This window comes from Nocardia sp. BMG51109 (assembly GCF_000526215.1).
Taxonomy (GTDB): Bacteria; Actinomycetota; Actinomycetes; order Mycobacteriales; family Mycobacteriaceae; genus Nocardia.
Genome location: NZ_JAFQ01000004.1, coordinates 5,976,818 through 5,990,815 on the forward strand (window position 1 = coordinate 5,976,818; position 13,998 = coordinate 5,990,815).

Below are 13,998 nucleotides of genomic sequence, written 5' to 3' on the forward strand. Positions count from 1 at the left end.
CCCGTTACGCCTCCGGCGCGTACCCCAGGATCGCCTTGGTCTCCAGGTACTCCTCGAAGCCGAACTCGCCCCACTCCCGGCCGTTTCCGCTCTTGCGGTAGCCGCCGAAGGGGGCGTGGAAGTCGAAGGCGTCGTTGATCGTGACCCAGCCGGCGCTGATGCGGCGGGCCACGGCGCGGGCCTGTTCGAGGTCGGCTCCGGCGACATTGCCGGCCAGGCCGTATTCGGTGTCGTTGGCGATCTCGACGGCCTGGTCGAGGTCGTCGTAGGCGAGGATGGTCAGGACGGGGCCGAAGATCTCCTCGCGCGCGATGGTCATATCGTTGGTGACGTTCGCGAACACCGTGGGCTTGACGTAGTACCCCTTGGCGAGGCCGTCGGGGCGGCCGGTGCCGCCGGTGACGAGGGTCGCGCCCTCGTCGATGCCCTTCTGGATCAGCGCCTGGATCTTGTCGAACTGCGCGCCGGACACCACCGGCCCCAGCGCCACGTCGCCCGTCGGATCACCCACGGACAGTTGCGAAGCCGCGTCCTTCGCCGCCGCGACGGCGTCGTCCATGCGGGATCGCGGAACCAGCATGCGCGACAGGGCGCTACAGGTCTGACCGGAGTTGTTCATCAGGGTGGCGACGGCGGTGGCGACGTTACCGGGCAGCTCCGCGTCGTCGAGCACGATGTTCGGGCTCTTGCCGCCGAGTTCCTGGGTCACGCGCTTCACGCTGGGCGCGGCGTTGCGCGCGATCTCGATGCCCGCGCGGGTGGATCCGGTGAACGAGATCAGGTCCACGCCGGGATGCGCCGACAGCGGCGCGCCCACGCCGAGCCCGTCGCCCTGGACCAGGTTGAACACTCCGGCGGGAACGCCTGCGGCGTCGAGGATTTCGGCGAGGATCTGCCCGCTGAACGGCGACTGCTCCGACGGTTTGAGTACCACCGTGCAGCCGGCGGCCAGGGCCGGGAAGACCTTCACCGCAATCTGATTCAGCGGCCAGTTCCAGGGGGTGATGAGGCCGCAGACGCCGATCGGTTCCTTGACGATCAGCGTGGCGCCGCGCCGCTGCTCGAACTCGTAGTTCTCCAGGATCTCGAGGGCGGTCGCCAGATGCCCGCCGCCGAGATCGACCTGGAACCCGCTCGCGAGCGCGGCCGGGGCGCCCATCTCCTCGGTGAGGGCGGCGGCGAGGTCGTCGCGGCGGCGGCCGTATTCCTCGGTGATGGTGCGCAACACCGCGATCCGATCGGTGGCGGAGGCCGCGGACCATGCCGGGAACGCCCGCCGGGCGGCGGCCACCGCCCGGTCGACGTCGGCGGCCGAGCCGCTCGCGACCTTCCCGCAGACCTCCTCGGTGGCGGGATTCACCACGTCGAAAGTCTGCGGCCCGTCCGGATCGGTCCATTCGCCGCCGATGTAGAACTTCGAGTACTCGCGCATCACTGCTGTCCTTCTGCGTACCAGGTGCGGAATTCGTCGTAGCTCGGCATCTCCTCCGAGTTCGCCTTCGGATCGATGGCGACGTGGATGACGCCCGGCCTGCCGCTGGCGTAGGCCCGTTTGACGGCGGGCGCGATGTCCTCGTCGCGCTCGACGTACTCGCCGTAGCAGCCGAAGCCCTCGGCCACCTTGTCCAGCCGCACGTCCTTGCTCCAGTGCACGCCGGGCTGCAGCGCATCCTCCGGCCCGAAGGTGCGCTTGTAGACGCCGACCTCGAGTCCCCAGGCGTAGTCGACGCCGACCACGCAGACCAGCGGAAGGTTCAGGCGCGCGGCGGTTTCCAGCTCCGCGATCTGGAACTGGAACGACGAGTCGCCGGTGACCAGCATGACCGGCCGCTTACCGCCCTCGGCGACCGAGGCGCCCACCGCATACGGCAGGCCGGTGCCGAGATGCCCGAAGTTCTGGTTCCAGATCACGTCGTGCGGCTTGGCCTGCGAATAGGTCCAGCCGAAGATCGTGGTGGCGCCGCCGTCGCGGACCATGATGCCGTCCGGCGGAAAGACCTTGGTGGCCTCCACGATCATCCGGGCCGGATGCACCGGGCTGCCGCCGGACGGCGCGGTCTCCGCCAGCTCCGTCAGCCGCGCGGCATCCTGTTCGATCCAGCCGCGCAGCTCGGGCGTGGGCTCGCGCGGGGTGTCGCGCAGCGCCTCGACCAGCTGCGGCACGATCGCCCGCAGATCGCCGACCAGCGGCACGTCGATCGGCCGGTTGACGCCGATGGCGGCCGGATCCTGTTCGATCAGAACCCATTTCCGGTTCGCCTCGTTCGCCACCCAGTGCCGTCCGCGCCCGAAGTGCACCGGCTCACCGAGTTCGGTGCCGATGGCCAGGCACAGGTCGGACTGCACGACCGCGTCGAGCCCGGCCTTCGAGAAGCCGTACGGGAACGTGCGGTCCTCCAGCCCCTCGATGTAGGAGGTGCCGCCGGAGGTCTGCAGCACCGGTGCCGCGACGAGGTCGGCCAGCTCCTTGACCGCCGCCCCGGCGCGCGCGGTGTGCACCCCGTGACCGACCAGCAGGATGGGCTGCTTCGCCGCGCGGATGTAGTCCACCGCCTCGGCGATCTTGTCCGCGCCCGCGGTCTGCCCGACGAGCCGATAATCCTTGGGCGGCAACGCCGCCGGGACGTCGAGGTCCTCGTTGATCACATGCGAGGGGTACTCGATGTACACCGGTCCCGGTGTTCCCGACAGCGCCTTGCGCAGGCCCTCGCGGATGATCTCGTCGGTCTGGTCCGGATATTCGATGCTGGCGCTGTATTTGACCGAGTTCTCGATCAGCGGCGCCTGCTGCACGAACTGGATCCGGCCGCGGCGCACCCGCTGCTCGGTGATCCGCGCGCGCTGCCCGCCGAGGAAGACGATCGGCGAGTTCTCCACCATGGCGCACATGACCGAGCCGGCCAGGTTCGCGACGCCCGGGCCGAGCGTGGCGATGGCCAGCGCGGGCTTACCGGTCATCCGCGACACCGCCTCGGCCATGAACCCGGCCGACTCCTCGTGGTGCGGCGCAACGACATTCCAGCCGCGCTGTTCGGCGAGATGGAACAGGTGCACGAAGTTCGGATCGGGGATGCCGAAGATCGTGTCGATGCCCTCGGCCTCGAACAGATCCAGAATGCGTTCGTAGACTTTCACGGTCATATTTCGTCCTCACTTCCCTGACCTGCTTGTCCTGCCCGGGCCATCGCGAAGCTGCGGCCGATGTGGTCGACATGTGCCGACGCGGGCGGCAGGATCCAGGAGTTGTCGGTGTTGCGAATCTCGTCGATACGTGTGGCGACCTCGTCGACGGTCCAGGAGGGCTGGTACACCCCCGGCGTCTCGGCGATGTAGGCGCGCGCTACCCGGCCCGCGATCGACACCAGCAGTTCGCCGGTGAGCGAACAGGTTTCGTGCGCCAGGTACCCGACCGCGGGGGCCACCAGCTCCGCCCGCATATCGGGGTAGGCCGAGGTGTCGATGCCCGCGGCCATCCGGGTGAGTGCCGACGGGATGATGACGTTGGAGGTGACCCCGACCTCGGCGCCTTCCAGGGCGACGACATTGGACAGGCCGATCACGCCGGCCTTGGAGACGGCGTAGTTGGCTACCGCCTTGTTGCCGTAGATGCCGCCGATGGAGGAGGTCAGCACCACCCGCCCGTACCCGGCCTTGCTCATCACCGGGAACGCGGCCCGCACCACGTGGAAGGCGCCGCGCAGGTGCACATCCACGACCGCCTCGAAATCCTCGTAGCTCAGCTCGGTGAGCGGCCCGTAGCGGACGTTGCCGGCGTTGTGGATGAGGATGTCGAGGCGCCCGTAGTGGTCCAGCGCCGAGTCGACGATCGCCCGGCCGCCGGCGGCCGTGGTCACCGAGTCGGTGTTGGCGACCGCCGCACCGCCGGCGTCCTTGATCCGCTGTGCCGTCTCCGCGGCCACGTCGGCCTCGAAGACGTCGCCGCGAGTCGTGCCGCCGACATCGTTGACGACCACCTTGGCACCCAGGGAGGCAAGCAGTTCGGCGTACGCCCGCCCCAGTCCCCGTCCGGCGCCGGTGATCACGGCTACGCGATCGTCGAACCTGAGTTGCTGCAAGGTGTTCGGTCCTCTCTGCCGTCGCGGGATTCCGGGCTCGTCACTTCTCGAGCACCAGGCCCTCCAGATCGCCCGTGCCCCGCCAGTTCTGCAGCATCTCCTCGAGCACGTAGAAGCCGCCCCAGAACGGCTCGCCGAGGAACGAGCGGCCGTTCGGCTCGCCCTCGCTGTTGTAGTAGCCGGGGGTGCATTCGGTCACGAAGGTGCTGTTGTCGACGGTGTTCTCCCGGATCGTCCGGATCCACCCCTCCTCGGCCTCGGCGGTGGGTTCCACGGCCGTGGCGCCGCGCTCCTGCGCCTGCTTGATGATGTAGGCGATGTGGTCGGCCTGCTGTTCGAACATCGGGGTCGTGGCCGCGGTCACGCCGCCCTGGATGAACCCGGTGAAGTAGATGTTGGGGAATCCGTTCGCCGCGACGCCGTGCAGCGTGCGGAATCCCTTGCCCCAGTGCTCGTAGAGCGAGCGGCCGTCCCGGCCGGTGAACGGCTTGATGTCGTACTGGCGATCGAGCGAGGTGGTGATCTCGAAGCCGCTGGCGAACACGATGCAGTCGAACTCGTGCTCGACGCCGTGCGCGACGATGCCCTTCTCCGTGATGCGTTCCACGCCTTTGGTATCCGATACGTCGACCAGGGTGACGTTCGGGCGGTTGAAGGTCGGCAGGTAGTCGTCGTTGAAGACCGGCCGCTTGCACATGTTGCGGTAGTACGGCTTGAGCTTCTCCGCGGTATCCGGGTCCTCGACGATCTCCTCGACCCGGCGGCGCAGCCGCTCCATCGACCGGTAGTCCTCGATCTCCTTGAGCTCCAGGAACTTCACCGGATCGGCCAGGGCGGCCCAGCCGTTGGTTTCGTTCAGCTTCGCCGCCAGGTTGCGGGCCACCTCGGTCCAGCCGTCGCAGATGAGGTCCGGTTCGCCGGGGCTGTAGAACGAGAAGGCCGCGTTGTGGAAGTTGCGCTGCCGTTCCGCGCGCCAGCCCGGTTGCAGCGTCCGCACCCACTCGGGATCTGTCGGGTAGTTGTCGCGCTCGAAGATGTAGGACGGCGTCCGCTGGAAGACGGTCAGGTGCTTCGCGCCCCGCGCCAGGTGCGGGATCGCCTGCACGGCGGTCGAGCCCGTGCCGATGATGGCGATCCTCTTGTCGGCGATCCGGTCCAGCCCGCCGTGCAGGTTGCCGCCGGTGTACTCGTAGTCCCAGCGGGCGGTGTGGAAGGTGTGCCCCCGGAAATCCGTGATGCCGGGGATGCCGGGCAGTTTCGGCCGGTTGTAGGGACCCTGGCACATCACGACGAAACGGGCGCGGATCTCGTCGCCGCGGTTGGTGCCGATCCGCCAGCGCTTGATCCGCTCGTCCCATTCCAGCGAGCGGGTCAGGGTGTGGAAGATCGCCTTCTCGTAGAGCCCGAACTGCTTTCCGATGCGCTGGGAGTGTTCGAAGTTCTCGTCGCCGTGCGTGAACTTCTCCGTCGGCATGTAGCCGGTTTCCTCGAGCAGCGGGAGATAGGAGTAGGCGTCCGAGTCGACCTGGATGCCCGGGTAGCGGTTCCAATACCAGACGCCGCCGAAGTCCCCGCCCAGCTCGATGATCCGGAAGTCGGAGATGCCCGCGCGCAGCAGCCGGTGGGCGGTGATGAGACCCGCGAAACCGCCGCCGAGGACCACCACCTCGATATCGCCGACGATCGGGTCGCGCGGCACGACCGGCATATGCGGGTCGCTCTCGTAGAACTCGGCGAACTCGTCCTCCGCCTCGACGTACTGCTGCTGCCCCTCGGGACGCAGCCGCTTGTCGCGCTCGGCGAGATACTTCGCGCGCAGGGCCTCCTTGTCGACGTCCGGCGTTACCGTGGGCTCGCAGTGCTGCATTCGAATTTCCTCACTCTGTTACTCGGGTTCGTGTGTGGGACCGGCGATTTCGCCACTGCCGGGTCAGGTCGCGCGGCACTGTCGGGTCAGGTCGCGCGGCACTGTCAGGTCAGGTCGCGTGGCTCACCGGTGCCCATGTACGAGGCGAGGTTGTGATGCAGGTTGACGATGCTGCGTTCCCGGTACGGGTTCGGTTTCGCGCCGGAGAAGCCGCGCGACTTCAGCCCCTTCTGCACGGCCGCCATATTGGAGAAGTCCTGCGGCAGAACGGTTCTCCAGTTCGGGTCGCCCTCCGGGGTGTACTCCCACTCGGTCTTCGGCTCCTCGCCGGGCGGGAACAGTTCGAAGACGGCGGCCTCGAAGATGCACCGGTCCGGGTCGTCGCCGTAGGGCCGGAACCGGTAGCACAGCATGTTGTTCAGCGCGTGGCCGATCTGGAAGTTGGGGAAGATCTGCCAGGCGGTGCCGGCCTGGGCGACGATGTCGGGGTCGACCTTCGGCCAGACGACGCCACGCGCCTCGTCCTCGGACCGCGCCGTGTCGAGCCAGTACCGCAGCACCTCGTTGGCCGGTGTGCCCTCGGGCAGCTCGTCGACCAGCCGGTTCGCGACGTCGACCAGCGTGCGGGTGGTGTTGGTGTTGGCGTTCTCCCAGGTGAAGTTCTGCAGCGTGGCCGTCGACACCCGGGCATCGGGACCCGAGCCGATGCGCACCTTGGCCTGGTTCTCCTCCATGCCCTTCGGCGCGTCGTAGCCGATGTTGCTGTGCTTGCCCTGTGCCCGTGACCAGCCCAGGAACTGGCCGAAGTTCATGAACTCCGGATGGGTGTAGGGCACGTGGTAGGTCTCCATGAACGCCTCGAAGGCGACCTTCCAGTTGCAGTCGAAGGTCAGCCACCGCCGCCACCGGTAGCGCATCTTCTCCAGCTCGAAGTGCTCGAGCAGGCTGGCCGCCGGTTCCAGGTACTCGCGCAGCGGCCCGGCGTCGGGATCCATGTTGATCCAGATCCAGCCGCCCCAGGTGTCCACCTGGACCCGGTTCAGCCCGTCGTTGCGCCCGGTGAGCCCGCACGGCCAGTCGTCGCGCTCGGCCACGAAGGTGTTGTTGCCCTCCAGGTCGTAGCGCCAGCCGTGGAATCCGCAGACGAACTGCTTGCGGCTGCCGCGGGCGTCGTGCGCGCCGGGCGGGGTGTCGATCAGCCGGCGGCCGCGGTGCGCGCAGACGTTGTGGTAGGCGCGGATGGTGTCGGGCGCGGTGCGCACCACGATGATCGAGTCGTCCTGGATCTCGTAGGTGAGGAAGTCCCCGACCCGGGGGATCTCCTCCACGCGGTCGACCTGCTGCCACACCTTGGACCAGAGCTTGTCCGCCTCGGCGCGGGCGTACTCCTGCGAGGTGTACGCCTCGACACCGATGAGCAGCGGTGTCGACAGCGGTTCCGTTGTCCCAGTGGGCGTTTCGGTAACGTTGTCGACGGTTTCGGTCATGACTTCCTCCTCAGGAGACCGCGGATTCAGCGTGTGATGGCGGCGCGGAACGACTCGTCCTTCAGAAACAGCGAGGTGTTGTCGGCGCCCAGGTGGGTCCATTTGAGATTCAGGCCGCCGTCCACGAGCAGCGTCTGCCCGGTGAGGTAGGTCGACAGGTCCGACAGCAGGAACAGGATGGGCCCGGCCTGCTCCTCCGGCCGCCCCCGCCGGCCCATGGCGATGGCCGTGCGGTCGCGATCGGGATCCTCGTCGACGTAGGTGCCCGAGGCCGGGGTCTCGGTCACGCCGGGGGCGACGGCATTGACGCGGATGCCGTCCAGCGCCAGTTCCGCGGCCATCGTCCGGGTCGCCGCCACCAGTGCCGCCTTGGCCGTGCCGTAGGCGATATGGAAAGGGGCCGTGTTCATTCCGCTGATCGACGAGATCGACACGATCGAGCCCGGGCGGCCCTGCGCCTTCAGCTCCGCGGCGACCGCCTGGCTGGTGAAGAACATCGTCTCGAGGTTCTGCTCGAACAGCGCGCGCCAGTCCTCGCGGGTCACCCGGGTGGCGGGCATCCAGGTCGACGGGGCGGCGCCGCCGGCGACATTGACCAGGCCGTGCAGGGCGCCCGGCGCGGTGCGGGCGTGGGCGAGCGCGGTCTCGATGCCCGCGTCGGTGCTCACGTCGGCGGCGACCGGCACGACCGAAAGACCCTCGGCGGCAAGCGGTTCGATATGTGTGCTCAGATTCTCCGGCGAGCGGCTCACCGCGACCACGGTGGCGCCGGCCCGGGCGACGAGGCGGGTGATGGCCGTGCCGATCCCGCCGCCGCCCGCACCGGCGACGATGACGACGCGGCCCGCCAGACCCAGTCCGCCGTATCCGGATTCGCCGGGTGCGGAACCGTTCGAGTTGTCCTGTGCGGCCATTTCGCTCACGCCTTCCTCCGCAGCGCCAGCACGCTGCCCTCCGCGTCGGCCGAAACGTACAGGGTGCCATCGGGTCCGGCGGCGATGCCCGTGAACGGGCCCATCGGCCCGGAGAACGGCGGGGTGCCGAGCAGCGGCTTGGGGACCACCCCGGGCGGCGCGCCGACCGGCAGGTTCGCCGCGAGCGTGGTGCGCGCCTTGGTCTCCAGATCGACCCGGACCAGCTCCTTCGCGTCGGCGTCGACGATATGTAATGCCCCGTCCCGCACCAGGATTCCGTGCGGATTCGCCAGGCCGTCCACCACCGTGCCGACCCCGGCGCCGCCGACCGACACCACGCGCCCGGCGCCCGATTCGGAGACCAGGACGGTGCCGTCCGGCCCGAATGCCACGCCCCGGGGCGCGTTCAACCCGGACGCCAGCACCTCGACGCCGCCGGGCCGGACGGCCAGCACCCGCCCGCCGCCCAGCTCCGCGGTGACGATCGTCCCGTCGGGAGCCGCTGCCACGCCGTAGAGCTGGTCGAAGCCGTCGGCGACGACCTCGGGCTCGTCGGCCGAGCCGGGACGGAAGTACGAGATCTGCCCGGTGGAGGTGGCGCACACGAACTCGCCCGCGCCGACGGCGGCGACACCGCGCACATAGCCCGGGTTTCCGGCGCTGAAAAGCGAGGCCACCACGTGCAGTTCGCCGTCGCGCAGCACGTGGAAGAAGGTGCCGTCGGCAACGAAGAGGCTGCCGTCGGGGCCGACGGTGAGATCCAGCGGCCACAGCAGGCCGCCCGGCAGCACGGCCCGGGTGTCGCCACCGGCGAGTATTTCGGTGATCGAGCCGGAGAAGTTCGAGACGAACAGCCGGTCGCCGACGAAGGTGCAGTTGTCCAGGCCCGGTTCCAGCCGCGCCAGCACCTGCCGGTCGCCGGTGCGCGGATCGATGCGCAGCACCTCGCCGGTCTGCGCCTGGGTGGAGACGAGGAAGCCCGCCGCGTCGAACTTGACCGCGTCGGGCGCACCGAGATCGCCCACGACCCGTTGCGGCGCACCGCCTTCGGGGTCGATGCGCCAGATGTCGTTGGTTCCCATGACCGGGTAGTACAGGAGCCCGTCGGGCCCGACCTCCATGGCGTTGGGCATCGGCAGGTCGTCCTGCAGCACACGGGGTCGGCCGCCGTCGAACGGCAGCTCCATCAGGCGGCCGCCGATCCGGCACTCGTTGACGAACAGCCGGCCGTTGTGCACGGTGATGCCGTTGGCGCCCGGCAGATCGGCGCGCAGCACCCGGCTGCGGCCGTCGGTGCCGCGCACGCTGACCCGCCCGTCCATGTACTCGGTGGCGATGAGGTTGCCCTCGGGATCGAAGGCCAGATCGTCGGGGGCGACGATATCGCCGCCCTTCGCGCTGACGGTCTCCAGATCACCGGTGGTGACGTCGAGCGCACTGATCTGGCTGCCGGCGACCTGGGCCACGTAGACGCGGCCGTCGGGGCCGGTGCGCAGGCCGTTCGCGCCGAACAATCGGCTCGGTGGGGTGAGCCGCTCCAGGCTCCAGCCGTCGGCGACGGTGAACGGTGCGGTGCTGCGGTAGCGCGCCCCTGTGGTCAAGGCCGGGCCTCCCGGGGGATGAGAAGGACGTTTTCGCTGTATGGCCCGCCCCGTGGCCCGGCAGGTGTCGTGGAAGCGGCAATCCGGTCGAGTCGGGTGCGGTGATGTAACGCGGATCACGCTACTTCAATCCTCATAAGGATAGCAATACTTGCGTGATTACTTACTGCCCAGTAGCGGGCTGTGGGGTCGTCGGCGCCGGCGGGATGCTCGCGGAGGTCGTTCGGATGGCTCACGGCTGCACGGGTTTCGAGTGGTAGGTGCCTGGAGGCGCTGCTGGACGCCCACGGGTCTGGAGCGCCGCGACCGGGCCGGGGTGCGGCGCTCGGGAGGGGCATCCCGGTGTGGGGTGCCGTCCGGGTCCGCGCGGCGGAACCGGACCAAGAGCGCATTCTCTCTCAAAGAGAATGCGATTATCGTACAGGTGTGAGCAGAGGCGCCGACCGGCATTGCGGGAACGCGTCGACGATCGGGGGCAGCCCCGGCCGACGGGATGTCATGCGGTTTCGCGCGTGCCCGGCGCTCAGATCCGCTTGTTCGTCCCGGACTGCATGGCCAGCCGGGCGCCGGTGGGCGAGGCGTTCACCACGCCGTTGTCGAATCGCTCCAGGACCAGCGCCTGGGTGGCGGCGAGGTGGGTGCGGTACAGCTGCTCGGCAGGGCCGGCGCGGCCCGCCGCGATGTCCTTGACCAGCCGGCGGTGGGTGCGCACGGCCTCGGCCGCCTCGTCGGGCGAGGGGTACTCGCCACGCCGGGTCAGCACCTCCGCCCACGCCTCCTCCTGCGCCGACCACAGCGCGACCAGCGAACTGACCACGTAGCGGACGGTGAGGTTCGGGGTGAACGAGACGATGAGATCGTGGAATTCGCGGGCGGTGTGGGTGAAGGCCATGCCGTCGTCGACCAGTTCGGCCGACTTGTCGACGTTCTCGGTCAGCGCGGGGACGACGGTCTCGGCGCGGTCGGGCCGGGTGGCGCATGCGGCGGCGCACAGCGGTTCCAGCATGCGCAGCCCCGCGGCCAGGTCGCCGAGGGTCACGCGGGCGCCCTGCAGGGCGAGCCCGAGGTGATACGCTGCCGACATCTCGTCGGGGCGATGCACCTCGGCGCCGCCGACGTTGCCGCGCCGGACGGTGACCAGGCCCTCGGTCTCCAGGATGCGCAGCGCCTCGCGAATCGAGGGGTAGCTGACGCCGAAATCCTGCACCAACTGGTCCTGAGTGGGGAGCCGGTAGTCCTCCTCGCCGGCCAGGATGCGTGAGCGCAGTTCGGCCGCAACGGTTTCGGCGATCCGGCGTTGCGGCACCCGGCCGCGCTTGGGTGCCGTCACCGCACTCGCCCGGGGGTTGTCCTCACGCGCGCCGCCTTTCCCTCATGGCGGCAGTCTAGCCAACCGCAGGCTGACCGTACAAATATTGCTATCCTTATGAGGATTGAAGTACTGTGCGGCAATGGACTTCACGATGGGTGAGTCCGCCGCGAAGCTTCGGGGCGAGCTGCGGCGGCTGATAGCCGAGGAGGTCCCCGCCGACTATCTCGGCGCGTTCACCGACGATCCCGCGGATCTCGCTGTCGCTCAGCGGTTCTGCCGGATGCTCGCCGAACGCGGCCTGCTCTGCGCGGCCTGGCCGGAGGAGTTCGGCGGCCGCGGGGCCTCGATCTGGGAACAGACGGTCGTGCGCGAGGAGATGTGGGCGCATCACGAACCTCGGGGCGCGCAGTACATGGGCGTCAACTGGGTGGGCCCGACGATCATGCGGCACGGCACGCCCGAACAGCAGCGCAAGCACCTGCCGCCGATCGCGCGCGGCGAGGTGATCTGGTGCCAGGGCTTCAGCGAGCCGGATTCGGGATCGGATCTGGCGTCGCTGCGCACCGCCGCGCGCCGCGACGGCGACGGGTGGCGCATCTCGGGGCAGAAGATCTGGACCTCCTACGCCGGCATGGCGCAATGGTGCTTCCTGCTCGCGCGCACCTCGTCGGAGGGGCGGAAACAGCAGGGGCTCACCGTATTCCTGGTCCCGATGTCCGATCCCGGAATCGAGGTCCGGCCGATCCGGTCGATGCTCGGGCCGCACCATCTCAACGAGGTCTTCTTCGACGGCGTGCGCGCGACCGAGGCCGATGTCCTCGGCGAGGTCGACGAGGGCTGGTCGGTGGTGGGGGAGGTGCTGGCATTCGAACGGGTCGGCATCGCCCGCTACGCCCGCTGCGAGCGGCTGCTGCGGGCGGCGCCGGAGGTGCTGGGCCCGCGCTGGGAGACCTTGCCCGCCGAACTGCGTTCTCGCTGGGTGCGGGCGCTGACCAAGGCCCGGCGGGCCCGGCTGCTCGCCTACCAGGTGGTGTCCATGCAGAGCACCGGCCAGGTCGCACCCGGCGATGCCGCCGCCTACCGCATCGCGGTGACCCGCCTGGACCAGGAGAGCGCGAGCGTACTCACCGAACTGGCCGGCTTCGTTACGGAAGACGGTGCGGCACAACGACGATTCCGGCGTGCGGTGGACGACCACTGGCGCTACGCGAACGCCGCCACGGTCGCCTCGGGCAGCATCGAGATCCAGCAGATCCTGCTGGCGCGTGCGCTGCTGGGTAATCGGCGCAGGCCAGGGGAGGCGGCGTGAACCCGGCTGTGCGAGGTGGCGGGCGCGGGCCGAAGGGGCAGCGGTCGTGGCGCGGCGATGCGTCGCCGGTCGAGACGCCGGGTCCGCCCGGGGTGCGCGGCCCTGTAGCGCTCGGTGACACGGCGGAACCGCATGCGGCGGTGCGCGTCGACACCGGGGTGCTGCGGCCGGCCGAACGGGGGCCTGCGGCTTCGGTGCTGCCTGCGCTGGGCATGCTTCGTACCTGCGGCCAGGAATCGCGATGTGCGGCCGTTGGGCGGAGAACCTCTGCCGAGCTGCCGCGCGGTGCGTGATGAGGAGGGTGTTCCGATGACTACCGCAGAGTTTGTGTCCGGGCACGAGATGCGTATCGAGTTGTCCGGCGAGGCACTGGAATTCGGGAATCAGGTGCGCCGGGCGTTGCAGGCGGCCGGGGGCGACGAACTGGTGCAGGCGGCCGAGCGCGAGCCGGAGCGGCGTGAGTCGCTGGTGGCGCCCGTGCTCGGGGCGCTCGGGGCCTGGGAGCTGCGGCCGCGGCACGACGGCGAGGAACTCGAGGCGGCCGCGGCGCTGTGCCGGAGTGCGGGGTACTGGGCGGCACCGTATCCGGTGGCGGAGAGGCTGGCCCGGCCCGTCGATCCGGATGTGGACGGGCTGCTGGTGGTGTCCGGCGACGAGCCCGCTGCGGCCGTCGCGGGGCTCGATCTGCGCTGGGCGGCAGTGGCTTTCGATGGTTCTCGCGGTGCGGTGACCGTCCGGCCGCCGGTCGGGTCGGCGCGTTCGTCGGCCTTCGTGACACGTGTGGACGTGCGGCCACTGGACGACGACGGTGCCGCCGATCTCGCTCTCGCCCTGGTACTTCCGTGCTGGACCCTGCTCGGCATGCTGGATCGCGCGATCGAACTCGCCCGCGATCATGTGCTGGTGCGCGAGCAGTTCGGCAGGCCGCTGTCGGAGTTCCAGTCGGTGCAGTTCCAGCTGACCGATGCCGAGGTGGAGCGCCGCGGCGCGGACATGCTCGCCCGATACGCGCTGTGGAGCATCCAGTCCGGCCGCGACGATGCGCTGATCGACGCGCTGTCGCTGCGGTCGGCGACGCTGGCGGCTGCCGAGACGGTCTTCCGGATCGCGCACCAACTGCACGGCGCCACCGGCTTCTGCGACGAATCCCCGCTGTCCTGGCTGTCGCGCTACAGCCTCCCGCTGCGCCGGCTCCCGCTGGGAGCGGCCGGCACCGACGAACTGCTGGCCGGCCTGGCGGGCCGGGACGGCCTGGCCGGGTTGTTCGATCCGGACGGGGCGTGACGGCGATGGATCCTGCGAACGACGCCGGTTCTCGTCTCGGAACCCGACCGGCCGGAGCGGCAGCTTGCCGGGACGACGGGGCAACGGCACAGCGGGTTGACGGGCAGCGAGCTGCCGGGGCGACGAGGATTGGTAAGGAGTGTCCGCC

Annotated in this window: 10 protein-coding genes; 2 read left to right on the top strand and 8 right to left on the bottom strand. The window is 69.6% G+C overall.

Translation table 11 applies throughout. The features are described from left to right. Positions 1–4 precede the first annotated feature (4 nt). The 8 genes from D892_RS0128435 to D892_RS0128470 all read right to left on the bottom strand — a co-directional run bounded on the left by D892_RS0128435 (position 5) and on the right by D892_RS0128470 (position 11,275). Positions 5–1,432: an aldehyde dehydrogenase family protein gene (locus D892_RS0128435; RefSeq protein ID WP_024804494.1), complete on the bottom strand. Its 1,428-nt coding sequence runs from the start codon at positions 1,430–1,432 to the stop codon at positions 5–7. Beyond that, entirely contained in the window at positions 1,432–3,141 is a 1,710-nt protein-coding gene (locus D892_RS0128440; RefSeq protein ID WP_024804495.1) for a thiamine pyrophosphate-binding protein, read from the bottom strand. The genes D892_RS0128435 and D892_RS0128440 overlap by 1 nt, the downstream gene beginning before the upstream one ends. After that, a complete protein-coding gene (locus tag D892_RS0128445; protein WP_024804496.1) occupies positions 3,138–4,076 on the bottom strand; it encodes an SDR family NAD(P)-dependent oxidoreductase in 939 nt (312 codons plus the stop codon). The genes D892_RS0128440 and D892_RS0128445 overlap by 4 nt, the downstream gene beginning before the upstream one ends. Positions 4,077–4,116: 40 nt before the next feature. After that, complete coding sequence (locus tag D892_RS0128450) at positions 4,117–5,943, bottom strand: NAD(P)/FAD-dependent oxidoreductase (protein ID WP_024804497.1); 1,827 nt, start codon at positions 5,941–5,943, stop codon at positions 4,117–4,119. A 104-nt stretch (positions 5,944–6,047) separates the two neighbouring features. Next, positions 6,048–7,430 carry an SRPBCC family protein gene (locus D892_RS0128455; protein ID WP_024804498.1) on the bottom strand — a complete coding sequence of 461 codons (1,383 nt, stop codon included), beginning with the start codon at positions 7,428–7,430 and terminating at the stop codon, positions 6,048–6,050. Between the two features lie 26 nt (positions 7,431–7,456). Further along, positions 7,457–8,344, bottom strand: a complete 888-nt coding sequence (locus D892_RS0128460) for an SDR family NAD(P)-dependent oxidoreductase (protein ID WP_024804499.1) — start codon at positions 8,342–8,344, stop codon at positions 7,457–7,459. A gap of 5 nt (positions 8,345–8,349) precedes the next feature. Then, positions 8,350–9,945 carry an SMP-30/gluconolactonase/LRE family protein gene (locus D892_RS0128465; RefSeq protein ID WP_024804500.1) on the bottom strand — a complete coding sequence of 532 codons (1,596 nt, stop codon included), beginning with the start codon at positions 9,943–9,945 and terminating at the stop codon, positions 8,350–8,352. Between the two features lie 523 nt (positions 9,946–10,468). Next, positions 10,469–11,275 carry a FadR/GntR family transcriptional regulator gene (locus tag D892_RS0128470; protein ID WP_024804501.1) on the bottom strand — a complete coding sequence of 269 codons (807 nt, stop codon included), beginning with the start codon at positions 11,273–11,275 and terminating at the stop codon, positions 10,469–10,471. Between the two features lie 121 nt (positions 11,276–11,396). On the opposite strand from D892_RS0128470, the gene D892_RS0128475 reads away from it, so the two are divergent. Beyond that, on the top strand, positions 11,397–12,566 hold the full coding sequence (locus D892_RS0128475) for an acyl-CoA dehydrogenase family protein (protein ID WP_024804502.1): 1,170 nt from the start codon (positions 11,397–11,399) through the stop codon (positions 12,564–12,566). A 342-nt stretch (positions 12,567–12,908) separates the two neighbouring features. Next, positions 12,909–13,850: an acyl-CoA dehydrogenase family protein gene (locus D892_RS0128480; protein WP_024804503.1), complete on the top strand. Its 942-nt coding sequence runs from the start codon at positions 12,909–12,911 to the stop codon at positions 13,848–13,850. Positions 13,851–13,998: the final 148 nt, after the last annotated feature.